General features: G+C 66.1%; 14 protein-coding genes and 3 pseudogenes. 14 read left to right on the forward strand and 3 right to left on the reverse strand.

From position 1 onward, the window contains the following. Positions 1–190 precede the first annotated feature (190 nt). From OG788_RS00085 to OG788_RS00105, 5 genes are all read left to right on the forward strand, one after another. A complete protein-coding gene (locus OG788_RS00085; RefSeq protein ID WP_406368222.1) occupies positions 191–1,039 on the forward strand; it encodes a hypothetical protein in 849 nt (282 codons plus the stop codon). Positions 1,040–1,152: 113 nt separating this feature from the next. Next, the gene (locus OG788_RS00090; protein WP_406368223.1) at positions 1,153–2,142 is read left to right on the forward strand and encodes an integrase; all 990 of its coding nucleotides are present in this window, start codon (positions 1,153–1,155) and stop codon (positions 2,140–2,142) included. Between the two features lie 142 nt (positions 2,143–2,284). Then, entirely contained in the window at positions 2,285–3,238 is a 954-nt protein-coding gene (locus OG788_RS00095) for a PIN domain-containing protein (protein WP_406368224.1), read from the forward strand. A gap of 531 nt (positions 3,239–3,769) precedes the next feature. Continuing rightward, positions 3,770–4,579, forward strand: a complete 810-nt coding sequence (locus OG788_RS00100) for a hypothetical protein (RefSeq protein ID WP_406368226.1) — start codon at positions 3,770–3,772, stop codon at positions 4,577–4,579. 170 nt (positions 4,580–4,749) lie between these two features. Then, positions 4,750–4,881, forward strand: coding sequence for a hypothetical protein (locus tag OG788_RS00105; RefSeq protein WP_406368227.1), 132 nt, complete (start codon positions 4,750–4,752; stop codon positions 4,879–4,881). A 99-nt stretch (positions 4,882–4,980) separates the two neighbouring features. On the opposite strand, the gene OG788_RS00110 is transcribed toward OG788_RS00105, so the two are convergent. Then, positions 4,981–5,580, reverse strand: a complete 600-nt coding sequence (locus tag OG788_RS00110) for a hypothetical protein (protein WP_406368229.1) — start codon at positions 5,578–5,580, stop codon at positions 4,981–4,983. Between the two features lie 34 nt (positions 5,581–5,614). Then, a pseudogene (locus tag OG788_RS00115) lies at positions 5,615–5,731 on the reverse strand (hypothetical protein); the annotation flags it as partial. Positions 5,732–6,213: 482 nt separating this feature from the next. On the opposite strand from OG788_RS00115, the pseudogene OG788_RS00120 reads away from it, so the two are divergent. Next, positions 6,214–7,418: pseudogene (locus tag OG788_RS00120) on the forward strand (IS110 family transposase). A gap of 16 nt (positions 7,419–7,434) precedes the next feature. Here the strand turns inward: OG788_RS00120 and OG788_RS00125 are convergent. Beyond that, a complete protein-coding gene (locus tag OG788_RS00125; protein ID WP_406368230.1) occupies positions 7,435–7,668 on the reverse strand; it encodes a hypothetical protein in 234 nt (77 codons plus the stop codon). 355 nt (positions 7,669–8,023) lie between these two features. Here OG788_RS00125 and OG788_RS00130 point away from each other — a divergent pair, with 355 nt between their 5' ends. The 8 genes and pseudogenes from OG788_RS00130 to OG788_RS00165 all read left to right on the forward strand — a co-directional run bounded on the left by OG788_RS00130 (position 8,024) and on the right by OG788_RS00165 (position 17,820). Further along, positions 8,024–8,338: a trypco2 family protein gene (locus tag OG788_RS00130; protein WP_406368232.1), complete on the forward strand. Its 315-nt coding sequence runs from the start codon at positions 8,024–8,026 to the stop codon at positions 8,336–8,338. A gap of 1 nt (position 8,339) precedes the next feature. Continuing rightward, positions 8,340–11,105: a trypsin-like serine protease gene (locus tag OG788_RS00135; RefSeq protein WP_406368233.1), complete on the forward strand. Its 2,766-nt coding sequence runs from the start codon at positions 8,340–8,342 to the stop codon at positions 11,103–11,105. 579 nt (positions 11,106–11,684) lie between these two features. Then, positions 11,685–13,130: an NF041680 family putative transposase gene (locus OG788_RS00140; protein ID WP_406368235.1), complete on the forward strand. Its 1,446-nt coding sequence runs from the start codon at positions 11,685–11,687 to the stop codon at positions 13,128–13,130. Between the two features lie 174 nt (positions 13,131–13,304). Beyond that, positions 13,305–13,853, forward strand: a pseudogene (locus tag OG788_RS00145) (transposase); the annotation flags it as partial. A gap of 316 nt (positions 13,854–14,169) precedes the next feature. Then, positions 14,170–15,150: a hypothetical protein gene (locus OG788_RS00150; protein ID WP_406368236.1), complete on the forward strand. Its 981-nt coding sequence runs from the start codon at positions 14,170–14,172 to the stop codon at positions 15,148–15,150. Between the two features lie 14 nt (positions 15,151–15,164). Beyond that, the gene (locus tag OG788_RS00155) at positions 15,165–15,806 is read left to right on the forward strand and encodes a lysophospholipid acyltransferase family protein (RefSeq protein ID WP_406376636.1); all 642 of its coding nucleotides are present in this window, start codon (positions 15,165–15,167) and stop codon (positions 15,804–15,806) included. A gap of 291 nt (positions 15,807–16,097) precedes the next feature. Continuing rightward, complete coding sequence (locus OG788_RS00160; protein WP_406368237.1) at positions 16,098–16,802, forward strand: hypothetical protein; 705 nt, start codon at positions 16,098–16,100, stop codon at positions 16,800–16,802. Next, entirely contained in the window at positions 16,771–17,820 is a 1,050-nt protein-coding gene (locus OG788_RS00165) for a polyprenyl synthetase family protein (RefSeq protein ID WP_406368239.1), read from the forward strand. The genes OG788_RS00160 and OG788_RS00165 overlap by 32 nt, the downstream gene beginning before the upstream one ends. The last annotated feature ends 21 nt before the right edge of the window (positions 17,821–17,841 follow it).

Genomic DNA, 17,841 nt, shown 5'->3' on the forward strand with positions numbered 1-17,841 from the left:
GCTGGCACACGTTGCAGCATGCCGCTGGCGTCAAGGCGCAGTTGAACTGCGCGGGCCAGGCCCGGGTCACCGCCAAGGAAGCGGGAGACAGCCTTCTCTGGCGTCGGATAACCTCTCCTTATCCGACGTCAGAGAACGGCCGTGGCGACCCGTCAGGCGGGCGTCGCGAGCAAGGGGAGACACCGGCGCCGTGAGCACGCATCCCGACCTGCCGAACACTCTGGTCCACTTCACGGGCCGCCCCCGGGCCGAGAAGGACGAAATTCCGGACTTCGCCCAGGGCAGCGCCGAGGAAAGGCTGGTCAACATCCTGCACAGCGGTGTACTGCGCGGGAACTCGACCTTCTGGACCGACGCCCCGGTGATCTGCTTCAGCGAGGTCACCGAGGAAGCTCGCCGGGCGATGCTGCGCGAGGGCGTCCGCCGGGGGCCCTATCCGCCGTGGGGCCTCGTGCTCGACCGCGAACGCCTCATCGCCGCCGGTGCCCGGCCCGCGCTCTATGTCTCGCGCACCGAGCTCGACCGGATGAAGGAGGAACTGCCGCGGCGCACGTACAACCGCTGCGTGGTGTACGAGCCGGACCCGGCCAAGGGGCGGTCGGACTGGCTGTTCGAACGGGAGTGGCGGCTGTGTTACGGCCCGGCGCAGAGGGCCGCGCTGGACATCACCCCCGAACTCGTGGCGGGCGTCATCGTCGGCCGCAAGGGCTGGATGCCTCCACCCCGGCAATCTGCGGTCAATGCCGTATCCCAGCTCACCACCATGCTGGAAGACATCCCGTCCATGGTGAAGTCCTTGCGCGAGAACATGCCTGCCGGGGCGTCGATCGGCAGGATCAGCGTGAGCGCGGGCTCGTGGACGACGAAGTTCGCCGGGGCGGCCGACCGTCTGGCCCGCTGGTACTGGGACGGCGACACCCTCGTCGAAGACGGCTTCTTCGACATACAGGACCAGCAGATGAGGCACTCCGCGTACGGCGAACCGCCCGCCTTCGAGGTCGGCTTCAGCTTCGGCGTCTCCGAGAAGCCAGAGCAGTGACCGCGTGGCCGGCCGGCCGCCCCGGGCACCCGTCGGGAGAGGCCGCTGCGCCTCTCGTTCGATCCGACCCTGAGCGACCTGCCCTCATCGTCCGGTGGGCGGAGCGCCACGGGGTGGAGACCGCCCGGCGTCTCGCGGACGCGGAGACCTTCGCCGACGAGGTCCAGCGGCGGCTGCGACCCGCGAACACGACGGACACGTACGCGAAGGCGTGGCGTGTCTGGGAGCGGTTCTGCGCGGCGCAGAGCTTCCCGGAACTGGAGGCGACGCGCGGCGCCCTTGTGGCGTTCGTGGTGTGGATGCTGGACCGGGGCCAGGCGAACGGGAAGGGCTACGCCGCTTCGTCGGCCGGGACGATTCTCGCCGGAGCCGTCGTAGAGCTCCGCCGCCATGGCGCGGAGGTGGGCCGAGACGACCAGGCGCAGGCCCGGACGGCACTGGAGGCTGCGGCCGTCGAACTACTCAAGGCCGGGGAGCGGCGCGGCCGCGGCCAGGCGGCGGCGGCCGGTGTGCCCGATCTGTACCGCGTGGTGCGGGCCTGCCCCGACACCCTCGCCGGGGCCCGGGACAAGGCGCTCGTCCTGACCGGCTTCCACTACGCCTCACGCGCCCAGGACCCGGCCAGCCTCCTCGCCGGGGACGTCGCCCTGACACCCCGCGGCCTGGTCGTATCGGTGCTCACCGGCAAGACCAAGCACTCCGTCCGTGACGCGAAGATCAACTATCAGAGCGACCCGGAGATCTGCCCCGTGGAGGCGTGGAAGGCATACCGGGCCCGCCTCGCTACTGAGGCTGAGCCGCGCTGGTCGGAGCCGTCCGCGCCCGCGTTCGTCGGCGTCGACCGGCACGGCAACGTCACGGGCGGCATGGTCCCAGACTCGGTCACCCGGGCCGTGAAGCGGATCAGCGTCCGTGCCGGAATCGCGATCGCCTGGACCGGCCACAGCCTCCGCATTGGCCTGGCCACGACCGGCCGCAAGAACGGCAAGGACGCCGTGGTGATCGCCGACCAGGGCGGATGGGCCCGGCACTCCCGGTCCATGACCGGCTACTTCCAGCGGGTCGACGGGTGGGAGGACAACGCCACCGCCGGCCTCACCTGACCTTCCCTCACCCGACCGAATCACCACGGCGTCCAGGGCTACGACGACATGACCGGAGCCGGGGACTGCGGTCGTGTCACCGGAGGGTCGCGACGTCGGAAACCCTGGGCGCGCCAGCGGGCCTCGCTGACAGGATCACCGCATGCTCATCACACCTCGCCCCGGCGCAGACCGGAGAAACATCCGGCAGACCCTCAGCGGCGTCCACACCGCGGCGAAGAACCTGCAGCGGCCGTACGACAGCGCCTTCGAGGGGCTGCTGACGTATCTGGAGTGGGCTACGGAGTCCGCGCGGATGCTGCGCTCCCAGATCAGCAACCGGGACCTGGACCAGCTTGTGTTCACCGACCGCTACCAGGCGCTGCTGGGCAGCTGCGGCACGCTCGCCGGGACCGCACAGCAGCGCCTCGTGAACGGCCTGGTGCAACTTGAGGTCACCGAACGGATCGAGGCGTTCGAGGCGGCCGTGGACGCGCTGGATACGCAGATCGGCCGGTGGAGCCAGCGCGAGGTGTTCGTCGTGGCCGACTCCAGCTTCTACATCCAGAACGAGGTCAAGCTGGCCGACGTCGACCTGCACGAGGTACTCGACGTGCCGCGCTGGCAGTTCGTGCGCCTACTGTTCCCGATCGTCGTGGTCGACGAGCTGGACGACCTCAAGGACGCCAGCAAGCATCGGGCCCGCTGGCGTGCCGCCCACACACTCGGCCTCCTCGACGGGGTCCTCAACGGCCACACCCACGGGGTCCTGCATGAGGGTGAGCACACCGTTTCGGACGGCGAGACGCGCGGCAGGGTCAACGTGGAGATCGTCCTCGATCCCCCCGGCCACGCGCGCCTGGACCGCCCCGATGTCGAGATCATCGACCGGACAGTGGCCATCCAGGGCCTGGCCGGTGGCCGCGACGTTCGACTGCTGACGTGCGATACGAGCCAGCACACCCGCGGCCGGGCCGCCGGACTGCAGGTGACCAAGGTGGCGACGAAGGACCCCGGGGACGAGCCGGACTGGTCGGCCCCGGACAGGGCTGGCACGGGCGTACGCGCACAACGGCGCGCCCGGCAGGCCGAGGCCAAGACTCCGACGGCCAGTTGAGGATCGAGCACCCAGGGAGCCGCCGGGCGGCTCGCTCCGTACGATGCGGGAGGTTGAGCCTCGGCCCCGTGCCCTTCCGTCCTTGCTTCTGACAGATTCCGCGAACCGCTCCCCCGCCGGGTCCGTATCGGCCCCTTTTGGGGCCTGGCGCAGTACTCCGGTGCTGGGGCAGTCCAGTCGACAGGCGCAGTTCCGTCCCAAAGCGAGGGACCGGACTGCTGCGGCGCAGGGTGAGCGCGACGAGGGGCGAATTCGATCTTGCACAATGCCGCGCGGCGGCAGAACAAACGGCACACGGCCCGCCCTGGCCGCGATCGGCGCAGGGTGCCCGCGCAGGACGAACCTTCGCTATGGCGTAGCGAGCCCCACCAGCGAGCGAACAAACTTTCGGGGCGCATGCATTTATGCATATGCGCCTGACGCGCTTCGACGCTTCGGCACCACTCTCTTCAGCGATTACACCGCTACGCGGGAACCGGAGACTGTGGAGGTGCATCCATTTGCATACACGGAAGAAAGGGTGCATTCAGCGTGCCAGAACCAGATCCGTCGGCAAGAAGCAAAAAAGTGAAGCCATGGGGCGTGGCAGTACTCAGCGCCATCTCAGTGGGCCTGCCGACTATTCCCGCATTCGCAGAGAATACTGTGGGTCCTTTTTATGTAGCAACATGTGCCGCATGTGCGGGGGCAGCTTCATTTCTCACGCTACGTACCAGTAAGTCGAAGTCGGAGATTGAGCGGTCGGCGGTTTTCGAGGCCGCAATGGGGCCTCTGTCCAAGAGGATCGGAAAAATTTTGGAGAAGCCTCAAGAATTCGAACAGGAGCGGGATGGTGCGCTGACGCGCCTGGTCGAGGCAGCAGGTGAGATCGCGCATCCGCGCGCACTGAGTGCCCTGTACTGGCTGTCCGAGGACGGCACCAGTCTCGAGCTGGGTATCGTCAACCAGCCGGCCAAGGACGCGGGAATGCCGGATTCCTTCGGGAATACCAACAAGGGTCGGTTCCTGCTGACCATCGCGCAGTCCACCGGAGAGGCAGCCGGGGACACCGTCAGCGGACGCTACGTACAGGATTATGCGAAGGATCCCGACCACCGACGCATCTACATGACGGACGACTGCAAAACAGCATTGTTCAAACCCGTCCGCACCGGATCCACCTCACATGGCCTTCTGGTGCTACAGGCACAGAAGAGCGGACACATTCCCCACGGCCTCGAAGATGACGAACGCCTCAATTCGATCGTGAACTTGATCGGATTTATGCGGCAGCTCCAGGCTCCAGTAACTCCTCGAAGGAATGTTCCAGACCAGCCCGGAGATCCCGTGGTGCAAACGTAAAACGTTACTCCTGCCTAGCCGGGATCCGGGCGCGTTTGCCACTACACGGTAGCGGACACACCTACTCTATGTAGAAATGTCCAGGCTTCAATTGCACAGCACTCGGGGGTCTCATGAATCAGGTCAGGAATACTACGGTCCGGTTCGGCACTGGCTGGGTAGAAGGAGACGTGGCGAGCGCCGACTACTTCGCTCGTGCCCGGAGGGAGGCTGCCCAGCGTGCCCTGGGAGGCCAACTCCTGCGCAAATTCGGCGAGTCGCTCGGCCGACTCCTGACCCGGGCCCGCCACCGCTCCGGATAGCAGCCGTCACGAAACGGCCAACGCACCGCGAAGGGCGTGCTGGCTTCGGTTGGGGCAAACCGTGCGAGGTCGCTCCAACCGAAGGCCCGCAAGAGCGGGTCAGGAGTAGTCGCCGCGCCCGGCCCGGCGCAGGATGTCGCGTTCCCGGCCGGTCTGGGTGTCGAGTGAGTCCTCGTGGTCGATGACGATGGTGTCGCCGGCCGGTCGGGCTCGTACCTGGGCTCCGTAGGCGTCGGTCGCCTTCACCAGGAGGGCGTCCTGGTGGGCGGCGGGCCAGCTTTGGATCAGGTAGGACTCCACGATGTCGTCGGTGGTGTCGTCGACAGCCGTGTCCCTGCCGAGCGCGTGGACTCGTAGTCGGTACCGGCCCGGGCCCTGAGACGCCAGAGAAGGCAGATCAGCGAGGTCTTCCATCATGGGTGTGACCAGCACTTCCCCGGAGGGGGAATGGCATGGCATCTCAGCGATCTCTTCCCAGCCCGCAATGGGGCCGGGCTGCTGGGAGTACAACTCGACCGTGACACGGACGTTGCCGGTATGGATCCCGGTTGCCACCTCGATGGCGCCGCCGACAGCGGATACGAGCCCGTTCTGGGTTGCGTCGAGGTCGTCGGCCACGGGCCCTTGCGGGTCCGTGATCTGGAAGAGGTGGTACTCAGCGCGTACCAGGGCTGTCGCTCGGGCCGGCTCATCGTTCACGGGGTCTTGTCTTCCGGTCTCGTCCGCCTGGGGTCTACCTGATCCATACCAGGAACCGGTCTCCGTCGAGGACGCGGCTGTAGGTGTAGAAGCCGTTGAGCGCCCTGCCCGCATCCGTGTTCTGCGTGGCGTTGATCATCCGGCGGCTGAACGGGCCGCCGCTGTACCGGGCGCCCTGCCACGTGCTGGCGAAGGGATACTCGTCGCACGCAGACCATCACCCGCGGTGGCGGTCGCGCACCAGGGCGGACGCGGAACTCTGAGCCGTGAGCCCGTCCAACTCACCATCCAGAAGCTTCCGCTGGTCTCCGCTGCCTACCGACTACCAGACCCCCGGCGCCTCACAGCCTAAAAGCACACAGACAAGAGGCCGCGCGGAGCACAGTCCCTCCCCCCCGTTACCGTCTTCGTGGTTCCGCAATGGGGCCTCCGGCCTTCGGGTCCGGCATGACTTCCCCCTCCTGTTGTTGATGATCTGGGGGGTGGTGCACCGGGTCTGGAGGCATCGACGGACCGCTGATGAGGGGCTTGAGCACCGGCTTCACCCGAGCCGGATGAGCTCTCCGTAACGTGGATGTGGCAGCTCGGTGCCCTGGCAAGGCCGGACGAAAGCATGATGGAGGGGCCCTGCACGTGATCGACACCGGCAACATCGACGTCTTCCTCGGCCTGGACGTCGGCAAGGGCGAACACCACGCCACCGCCGTCACCCCGGCCGGGAAGAAAGCGTTCGACAAGCGCCTGCCCAATACCGAACCCAAGCTCCGCGAACTGTTCGCCAAACTCCAGGCCAAGCACGGAACGGTGCTGGTCGTGGTCGACCAGCCGGCCTCGATCGGCGCCTTACCACTGGCAGTCGCGAGGGACATGGGCTGCCCGGTCGCCTACCTGCCCGGCCTGACGATGCGGAGGATCGCCGACCTCTACCCGGGCGAGGCGAAGACCGACGCGAGGGATGCGTTCATCATCGCCGACGCGGCCCGCGCAATGCCCCACACACTGCGGGTGATCGACGGGGAGGACGAGACGATCGCCGAGCTGGAGATGATCGTCGGCTTCGACGACGACCTGGCCGGCGAGGCCACCAGGGTCGCGAACCGGCTGCACGGCCTGCTGACCCAGATCCATCCCTCGCTGGAACGGGTCCTGGGACCGCGGTTGCAACACCCGGCCGTCCTCACGCTGCTGGAACGGTTCGGGTCACCGGCCCAGATACGCAAGGCGGGCCGTCGGCGACTGGTCACGCTGCTGCGGCCGAAGGCCCCGCGGATGGCCGAGCGGCTGGTCGAGGAGATCTTCGCCGCCCTGGACGAGCAGACCGTGACCGTTCCGGGGACCGAGGCGGCCGCGCTGATCGTCCCAAGCCTCGCGACTTCGCTGACGGCCGTGCTTGACCAACGGAAGCTGCTGGCAGGGCGGATCGAGGAACTCCTGGCGGACCACCCTCTTTCCAAGGTCCTGACGTCGATGCCGGGGATCGGCGTCAGGACCGGAGCCCGCATCCTGATCGAGGTCGGCGACGGCAGCACCTTCCCGACCGCCGGCCACCTCGCCGCCTACGCCGGACTCGCCCCCACGACCCGCAGCTCGGGCTCCTCGATCCGCGGAGAACAGCCCTCCCGGAGAGGAAACAAACAGCTCAAACGGGCTTTCTTCCTCTCCGCGTTCGCCGCTCTGGGCGATCCGACATCGCGGGCCTACTACGACAAGAAGATCGCCCAGGGCAGGGCAAGCACCACACCCAGGCCCTGCTCTGCCTCGCCAGACGCCGGGCCGACGTCCTCTTCGCCATGCTCCGCGACGGGACCTTCTACGAGCCCCCAGCTGCGGCCGGGTGAGAGTCCAACCCCTCGATCAGTCCTCCGGCCGAAGCCGCTGACGAGCGGCCTCAAGCCGCTGCTCATAGTCAGGCGCGAACAGCTCAGGAAGCGCCTTGTCCAGTGTTCCGGCGATCCGATGGATCGGCGCCCAGACCGCCGGATCGTCGACAACACGGCTGAGGTCCGTCATCTGGAGCCTCTCCAGCCAGTGCGACAACACCACTGCCTCGTCACTCGTGAGCTTGATCGTGACCTGGCTATCACTCATGCACACCCCTACGGCTCAGCCCGCCCTCGACCGCACGAACCTACTGGCCTTGGACCTTGACCAAACACATAGGGGCACCCCCCCGCCCCCGCAGACCGCAGACCGCAGACCGCAGACCGCAGACCGCAGACCGCAGACCGCAGAATGGCGCAGCACCACCCCGACCCCGCGCCGCGAAGAGGGAGCAGGGCGCGCACCAAGGCCACAGCCGCTGCGCACGGCGCGCGGACGCAGCAGCGAGCGCGGGAGCCAGACGGGTTTCAGCTGCGCGAACCAGTCACGGGTTGACACACTGCTGACCTGGCAGGGACACCATGTCCGAAACGGGCTTCTTTCAGTTGACGGGGGTGGAGGGGTGGCAGAGATCGGATTGGCAGCAGCGATTGAGGAACTGCGGCAGGAGCTGTACACCGCGCAGGACGCCGCTGCGGGACAGCAGTTCGCCTTTGAGATCGAGGAGGCACAGCTCGAGCTGCTGCTGGAGCTGCGTCAGGAGCGCCGCGGCGAGGGGAAGCTGACGTTCGGAGTGGCCACCGTCGGCGCCGGCGGGACGACGGCCGCGGCGCGCACGCACAAGCTGACCCTACGGCTGAAAGTCAGGGACCGCGCCACCGGCGGCAGACACGCCGAGGTCGACGGGCAGGAGAACGGGTCCTGGGAGGAGGACTGAGATGGACCCGCGTCGACTCGCCGACATCCGCGCCGGTGACGCCCGGCAGCGCCGTACCCGCGGATCCGGATACTTGATCGGTCCGCGGTTAGTGCTGACCGCACGGCACGTTGTCGTCAAAAGGAAGACCGGCAGGAGCTGGACGAGGATCGCCGTCCGCGTCGGCCATCCCGATGCCCACCACGGCCCGATCGCGCAGCGCCGGGCTACCGTGTGCTGGACCCATCCCGACGGCGAGGACGTCGCACTCCTGGAGCTGGACAAGCCTGTCCAAGTGCCGGGGAGGGTCCGCTGGGGCCGTCCCGTGGGGACCACGGCCCTCCCCTACACCGGCCTCGGGTTTCCCTTACACACCGCGGGCGCCGACGGGGCGCGGGGCATCGAGCAGTTGCGCGGCATGCTGCCGCCGCTGGCCAGCGGCGGCCCTGGCGGAGGGCTCTACGTCCTGGACCAGGAGGCGGCGCCACGGCTGCGCAGCGACGGCCTGCGTGCGTGGGGCGGTGTATCCGGGGCCGCTGTCTTCTGCCAGGACCTGCTGGTCGGCGTGGCCATATGGGACGACGAGGAGCACGAAAACCGCCGTCTGCACGCGATACCGGCCCACGTCTTCGCCACCGAACCCGCCTTCACCGCGCACGTCACGACACCCGGCGGACCCGTACCGGAACTGACACCTGTCGACGCCCAACCACTGCCAGACGAACCTCTCGAGCTGCGGATCGACGCGATCGACCCGTTGACCGACCTGGACGTGCACCAACCGATCGACATACAAGGGAGCTGGTGGAGCCCGAGCCTGCCCAAACTGCCTATCTATGTTGAACGGCCCCACGACGCCAAGCTGCGGCAGATAACGAAGGCAGCAGCGGATGGGAAAAGCCGTCTGCTGGTATTGGTAGGCGGATCGTCAACTGGCAAAACTCGTGCCTGCTGGGAAGCGATTCAAGCCCTGCCGGACCACTGGCGGCTGTGGCTCTACGAGCCCAGCCCCTCCGAAGCCGCGCTCGAAACCCTGGACCGTATCCGACCGCACACCGTGGTGTGGCTGGACGAAATCCAGCGGCACCTCATCACCCCTGGGAGCCCAGACGGCGAAGACCGTGCTGCTGGCCTGCGTAATCTCCTCAATGCCCCTGGCCGAGCCCCCGTCCTCATCCTCGGCACCGTCTGGCCCAAGAACTGGGACCGCCTGACCACGCAGCCCGCCGACGGCGCTGAAGACCCCCACTCCGCAGCACGGATGCTCCTCACCGGCCACGACCTCATCGTCCCGGAGACCTTCACCGACGTTGACCTGGCCAACCTGGAGACGGCAACCGAGCATGATCCGAGACTCGCCTACGCCGCAGAGCACGCGGAGCAGGGCCACATCACTCAATTCCTCGCCGGGGCCCCAGCCCTCCTTGAGTGCTACCACACCGCTCGGCACGAAGTGCGGGCACTCATTGAAGCAGCTATGGATGCCCGCCTTGTCGGTCACAGCCCCGCTCTACCCGTGAGCCTTCTGGAAACTGCCGCCGAGGGATACCTCACCGAAATCCAATGGGATCTGCTCCCGGAAGACTGGCTTCGAACGGCCCTGCACGAGACGGGGCGCCCCATTCACGGGATCCGTGGACCCCTCAGTCCAATCCGTTCTCGCCGCGGTCGCCCTAGTTACGACGAGCCCCACTACCTCTTGTCTGATGTCCTCGAGCAGCACGCACTGACCACCAGACAACACAGACGAGTCCCTGAGTCCGTATGGCAAGCACTGGTCGACCACGCTCAACCAAACGACCAGTACCGCATGGCGACCGAGCTCCACATGCGAATGAGGCACCACGATGCCTGGCTCCTGTGCGCTGCAGCGGCAGAGGCCGGTATCGCGCCCCCGCTAATGGCGGCACACATGGCGCGGGACGCGCGCCTGACTGACGAGGCCCTCGTCTGGTACGAGCGCGCCGCCGACGCCGGAGACACCGACGCACTGTGGGAGGCAGCCCACGTACTCGAAGTCCGGGGCCGAAGCAGCGAAGCACTCGTCTGGTACGAGCGCGCCGCCGAAGACACAATTCCCCCACAACCGGTTGTGCACGTGATCGACGAGCGGCACTTCGCAGTCGTCAATCCAAGTCCGATGCTGATGGCGAGAGCTGAAGCGTTGCAGCGCGTGGGCCTGGTCGACGAGGCCCTCGTCTGGTACGAGCGCGCCGCCGACGCCGGAGACACCGACGCACTGTGGGAGGCCACATTGATGATGTGGGCCGCGGGCCGTACCGAGCAAGCCCTGACTCTGTATCAGCATGCCGTCGAATCCGGCGATCTTGACCTCTGGTCGCGAGCCAAGATGCTGCGCGACGCAGGCATGATCGACCAAGCGCGGGAGCTGTACCAGCACGCCGCCGACTCCGGCGACAATCGTGACGTCTGGTCGCGAGCCGCGATGCTGCGAGACGCAGGCATGATCGATCAGGCACTCGACTGGTACCGGCGCGCCGCCGACTCCGGCGAGACGCTCGCCCTGTGGGACGCCGCCGCGATGCTGCGGAACGCTGGCCTGATCGATCAGGCACTCGACTGGTACCGGCGCGCCGCCGACAAGGGCGACTCCAGCGCCTTGCTCGCGGCAGCCAACATGATGCGGAAAGCAGGTCTAACCAGCGATGCTCAAGCCTTACAGCAGCAGGCTGCCGAGCGTGGCTGCATATTGCCGGCGCGCCGCCGAGTACGGCGAGTGGAAGGTAAGCATCGGCCGTACCGAGCTCCGGATGCCGAGGAGGAGTGAAGAATTCAAACAACGTCTCTGGCGAACCGGTAGCGGTCGGTGGCCGCCATGGTGAGCGTCTCGCCTTCCAGCGTCCACGTGAGAGCGCGGAGCGCTCGGCCGGATGGCCGCGGAGCGGGCGTCCGGCACGCAGCAAGCGGCGAGGCCTGCGAAGCGGGTCCGCCCCGGGCCTTCGGCGACCGCCACGCCGTGGCCCGCCTCCGTCAAGAAGGTGCTGTGCCCTGCTCCGTCACCCGCGCCGGTGACAGGACGGTCGGGACATTGACCGCGGAGCGGATAGGCTCCGGGATCCGCGAAGCGAGCGGCAGTTGGCGGATCGTCACGGGCCCCGCGGCACGGACTTCAGACTGAACGCATGGACAACTGGGACGGTTCCGATCCGCCGGACTGGCAGCTGTACGCCGTTGGCTGACTGGGCTGCTCTCTCAAGATGCGTCCCTTAGCTTGTTCTTTATCTAGCAGTGTCGAAATGCGCCTCGAACTAGGTCGCTCACCTGGGCATTTGCCAGACATGGCAACAGCCTTCGCTTGATCCTTTGCTCCGTCACAGAGATACGGGATCAACCGAAGGCTGTTGTCATGAGTCTGCTGCATCGCCGTGTTCGGCGGGAAGCGTTCGTGGAAGCGTCATGCTTCCGGGCCGACTTCTACGAGTGTTTGACCGCGCGGGGCGATGAACTGTTCGAACTGACCGACGCGGTGCTGTGTGTCGATGGGCCGGTCCTCTCGCCGGTGGACCTGACGCTGGTGCCTGAGCATCGCCGTGGGCACGGAGCGATGTACGGAGCCCTCAACCGCGGCCGCATCGATGTTGAGCGGCTGCGAACTGTGCTGGCCGGGCTGCGGTTACCCCGGTTCGAAGCGAGGCGTCTGGTGCTGGCGGTCGATGTGTCGCCCTGGCTGCGGTCGGACGCGCCATGCTCGGCGGAGAGGCTGTTCTGCCACGTCTATGGGCGGGCCAAGTCGGCGTCACAGTTCATCCCGGGCTGGCCGTACTCCTTCGTCGCCGTCCTGGAACCCGGGGCCACGTCATGGACCGCGATCCTGGACGTGGTCCGGCTCGGCCCCGCCGATGATGCGACCGCAGTCACCGCCGCCCAGCTGAGAGCCGTGGTCGAGCGGCTCGTCGCGGCAGGCCAGTGGCAGACCGGAGACCCGGACATCACGATCGTCATGGACGCCGGCTACGACGTCACCCGTCTGGCCTGGGTGCTGCGGGACCTGCCCGTCGAGCTGGTCGGCCGGATCCGCAGTGACCGGGTGATGCGCCTGCCGAAACCGCCCCGTGTCTATGCCCCCAGGGGCGGGCGCCCGCCCAAGCACGGGCCCGAATTCCGCTTCGCCCAGCCCGAGACCTGGCCCGAACCGGCCGTCGTGACGGCCACCGACACCATCAACTACGGCAAGGCGGAGGCCCAGGCCTGGGATCGGGTCCACCCACGGCTGACTCACCGTTCGGCCTGGCTGGAGCACGACGGTGAACTCCCCGTCGTTGAGGGCACCCTGGTCCGCCTCAAGGTCGAGCACCTCTCCAAGGACCGCCAGGCTCCGCCGGTGTGGTTGTGGTCCTCGAAGACAGGCGCCGTCCCGCAGGACGTGGACTTGTGGTGGCAGGTGTTCCTCAGGAGATTCGATCTGGAGCACACATTCAGGTTCGGAAAGCAGACACTCGGCTGGACCACCCCGAAGATCCGTACTCCCCAAGCCGCGGACCGCTGGACCTGGCTCCTGGTCGTCGCCCACACCCAGCTCCGCCTCGCCCGGCCCCTCGCCATCGAACTTCGCCGGCCCTGGGAAAAACCGGCCAAGCCCGAACACCTCACCCCAGCCCGGGTCCGCCGGGGGTTCAGGAACATCCGCGCACGCCTGCACTGCCCCGCCCAGGTTCCTCAACCAACCGGAACCGGACCCGAACGCCCTCCCGGCTCGAAAAACCGGCGGCCCGCCACCCGCTACGACGTCGGCAAGACCGCCAAACGTCCCGAGACCCTCAAGGCCATCGGCAAACCTGGAAGATCTTGGTAGATAAAGAACAAGATTAGAAGCTGTTGTCTTTCCGGGCTTGAGGACGGCGCTTTCGCTGGTCGGGCATAGGGTGGACGATCCTGTGGGAGTGGTGGTCTGTCGTGTCGCCGCTGCTGTGGGAGGTCATGGATGCCGTCGGTCGTGGGGCTGCTGGAACAGCGCGAGCTCGTCGCTCGCCGTCGCGTGGACGAGCTGCGGGAGCATCCCGCACCGTCGCTGTCAGCCCTTGCCGCCGGCCTCCGACCAGAGGCCTTCACCACCCTCCCCTGGCGGCACGGCTCACGAGGGGAGTTACGCTCCCGCTTTGGCGCCGTGCGTGTCCGGCCCGCCGGCAAAGCAGTCGAGCGTCCGATCCGGAACGCTGCCTCAGCCGAACAGGGCTGGTGGGACGGGATGCTGCCCGATTGCTGGCTGCTGATTGAGTGGCCCACCGAATCGCAGGCGCCTACCGATTACTGGCTGTCCAACCTGCCCGCAGACACTCCGATCGCCAACCTGGTCCGTCTGGCCAAGGTCCGCTGGCGAATCGAGCACGATTATCGCGAACTCAAACACGGCCTGGGCCTGGACCACTTCGAAGGCCGTTCCTGGATCGGCTGGCACCACCACGTCACCCTCGTGACCGCCGCCCACGCCTTCCTCACCGAACAACGCCTGGCCCCAAAAGTGCCCGCACCGGTACCACCCTCTACCAAGTCCTCGACACCCTCCAGGACGTCCTGAGGTGCTGGACCTGTATCTGCGCCACCTGCCACCAACGCTTGCCCAGCAGGACACACCTGACATGCAGACACTCCTACTCACACTTCAAGATCGCTTCGGTTCGTACGGGCTCCAAATCGTCCACGCCACGGGAGTCACCTCGCAGTGACGTTGGTCCGCTCGACGGGTCGGACGATCGATTCGGACGCGGTCGAGCACGGAGTGAACCGGGAAACGCTAGCGAGTCCTGCCCTGCCACAGGGAACTGCACCAAATATTCCCCTATCCCCCATAGCAGGAAGTGCACATTACATCCCTGATACGGTAGGTTTGCGCAGTGGCCGATGACTTGGGCAAGGCGGATCCGTGGCGGAGGGTATCCGGCCCTCAGCAGACAACTCTGCTAGCCACCATCTCGCGCTATTCCCTCTGGCACTGGATCAGGCAGCCCTATCAACTCGGCAGGCCGGCAAAGCACGCCGGGAGCGCGGGGTCCAAGCTGCTTCTGAGCGCACGTTCCGCGGTGTACGACAGCGTCATCAACCACTTTCTTAATGGCTACGCCGAGTTGGCTGACTGCCGGTTGCGGCCTGAGACGGGGCCGCTCGTCATCCTGCTCTACCGGCTCATGGCCGCCTTCGACGATGAGTACGAGTGCCGAGTTCGCGAGGGTGGGTCGATGGAGTTCGGCGCTATTCTCAAGTCCGCACCCGTGCAGATGCACATGGATGCTCTCTCCAGATTTCTGGCAGACCACCCGGAGCGTCATGCCATCCGCGATTTCCTTGAGGGCTATGCGGCCGACAACTACAAACGCTACCTCGCGCTGACGAGATCCAGTGGGACGGCTGGGAACATCTCGCATCTAATCGAAATGGTCGAACTGGACTCCGGCGGCTTCCTGGTCTGCACCGCGCATGTGATCGGCATCTTCAACAGGCATGCCCCAACGGCCGATATCATTGCAGAGTTCGCCCATCTGGGCGTAGTGGGAAAGCTCGCTGACGACATGGTGGACGTGTGGTCGGATTACCGCGAAGACGTCGCGAATATCCTGTCTGGTGTGTGCCGCGAGTACCCGGAGGAGTACCGGGTACTCGCGGCACACGCAGAAGCTGCACCTCGGGTTGGCTACCGATGGTGGCGGGCCCGCTGCCCCCGCTCGTTCGCTTTGTTTACAGAGATCCTCGCCACCCATCGCTCGGCACTATCTGCGCGTTCACTGGGCGTCGCGGGTGACCTGATGCTGCTTCCAGCTGCCTGGGGAGGGCCCGCGACACGACCGGCGGCGACCGAGCGTGGGCCAGGACCGTCTTGAAGACCTGGCGGATCTTGCGAAACATCTTTCCAGGACCTGTCATCAGAACCGTCTATGGCCCTGATGCGGAGGGGCTGGAAAACGTACCCTCCGAGGGTGCTGCCGTTATCGTGAGCAACCACCTTTCGTATGCTGACCCAGGATTTCTGCAACTCGCCGTCAACCGACAGCTGGTCTTCGTGACCAATGTCCGACTCTTTCGCCGACGCGGCCTGTCAGGGCACCTGATGCGAAAATTCATGAACGCCTGCGAGGCGGTACCCGTGGATCCCACGGGCGGATCAGCGGTGGATTCCCTTGTGAACGCGGCGCGCACCTCCTTGACCGCTGACCAACTCTTCTGCCTGTACCCAGAGGGTGGGATCTCGCGAGACGGGCGACTCCACAAAGGCAAGACGGGAGTTGGCAGGGTCGTCTTGGCCACCGGCGCAACCGTCGTACCAGTAGCAATACTCAACACAGACCTGATCCTGCCGCCAGCGCGAAGGGCTCCAGCTCTCCAGCGGGCACGAATCCGGGTGGGTCGCCCACTTGACTTCTCCGGGTGGTCCGCATCACCCGAGGACTGGGGAACTGCGCGAGCAGTCACGGATGAAATTATGCGCGAACTCCACCGGCTATCCGGGCGCGACTACGTGGACCGCTACGTTCACTGACGTTTCTTCATCGCCTCATCGTGCCACTATCGGCAGCGGACTCTAGGATCCGGGTCGACCCCGCAAATATTGACGCAGCTCACGGCCCGCCACCAGTGGGATACAGCCTGGTGCGATTAGCACCAAAGCGACGGAACCGTTATAGGAATATCGAAAATTGGGCGTAATGCGTGGGGTGAACTCTCGGATAGGATGAGGGGCCCCAAACGTTCCGCGCGTCCACTCTGCGCCCCTTCTGACGGAAAACCTTTGCGACAGGTCGGAAATTTCTGATCTATTGAGAGTCCCTCCATGAGAATTCACGATTTCGAGGACTACACCCGCTCCCCCGGGTATGAATCAGACCTTGCGGCAGTCCGAGCGGTCTGGTCCGGCCAAGACCTGCTGGAAACCGCTGGCACGTTCGTCTTCCTCACTTACCTGACGTTGCCTGCTCTCACGGCCGTCCGGGCACCGTACGCCCGTGATGCTCTAGCCCGTTCCACACTCGACGGGGCAGCGGAGCGCGTGTTCCTGCTTCGGCTGTTGGGGTTCACCGACGAGCGAGCATGGTACGGAGGCGTCAGGAACGCAAAGGTTCGAGAGCTGGCGGGTCTAATCGCCCGGCGTCACGCGGAATTCCGCGGGATTCAGCAGGACTACCTGGACTTCATCGCCACAGTCATCGCCCTCGCACCGCTGCTCGTCCGGTTGGAGACTGACCAACCGCTCAAACCGAGTGACCTGCGGGGTTACTGGCGCTACAGCGCTGCAGCCATGGCGCTGATGAGGGCCCGGTTGGGCAGCAAGCGCGAGGCTGAGCATAAATGCCGAGCCTTCGTTGATGAGAATGCCGGGCTCTCCCCAGATGGGGCGGTGATGCTCGCGGCGTTCGCTGCGCGGCATCCCCGACACTTCGCTGCGGCAGTGCCAGCACTGTTTCCGAGATCACGTTCCGTTGTCTTTACCGCGCTGGGAGAAGCCAATGACCGAGTCCCTGAGGGCCCGCTACGCTGAGCAGCTCTTCGAGATCGACCGGCTTGTCGACGAGGAACTGGCGTGCTGGCCCTGGCAAGACGTGCCCGAGATGGAGCAGCTGGTCCGTGGACAGCTCAGCCGGAGGGGCAAGCGACTTCGCCCGCTGCTGATGTTCACACTGGCTGATCTGCTGGGCGGTGATCCTTGGCGGGTAGTCCCTGGCGCTACCGGGGTGGAGCTCTACCACCTGGCCTCTCTCATCCTCGATGACGTTCAGGACAACTCCGCCGTTCGACGAGGGATGCCGGCCGTTCACACGACGTCAGGGGTCAGCACCGCGCTCAACGCAGCAGGGTTGATTCGGGCTCTTTCCTTCCAGCCGCTACATCGTTCGACGACGTTGGAGCCTCTCGAAAAGCTCCGCATCCATGAGCGCGTCGGCACAGCCACGATGCACCTTTATCTGGGCCAGACCATCGACATCGGCTGGCACGACGGCTGGTACTCCACGATCAACGACTACCCATACGGACAAATGACGGCATGGAAGACAGGTGCCATGTTTGGCTGTGCGGCCTGGATCGCAGCCTTCGTCTCCGGCGCGCCAGAGACCCTCGTGAGGTCAGCGGATCAGTTCGGGACCAAGGCGGGAGCGCTCTACCAGCTCGTGGACGACTATCTGGACATCTTCGGCCCTGACGGCGCACTACTCCGTCCGGCCCTAGAAGACTTGCGCGGCGGGAAGCCGACCTGGCCACTGATCACCTTGTGTCGCGTGCTAGCGGCCCAGGGCGAGCGGGGAACGGCCGACTTGGTCGTGCAGCGGCTATGCGCAGCGGATGCCCAGGAGGCTGACTGGAACTGGCTGCTTGAGCTGGCCGGGGATCTTGGCATCGCGGAGATCCTCCGGAAAGAGCTGGACTGGCGGGCCCAACAGCTAGCCCTACAGGCCCAGGACCTCGCTTCAGGCCATGGTGGTAGCACTGCAGAGATCGAGTTGCTGATCGCAATCCTCTTGCGGTCAGCAACGTCCGTGACATCAGCGTGTGGGGGGTGAGGGGGGTGTGGACCGGTGCTT

It is taken from the genome of Streptomyces sp. NBC_00647 (assembly GCF_045207245.1).
Taxonomy (GTDB): Bacteria; Actinomycetota; Actinomycetes; order Streptomycetales; family Streptomycetaceae; genus Streptomyces.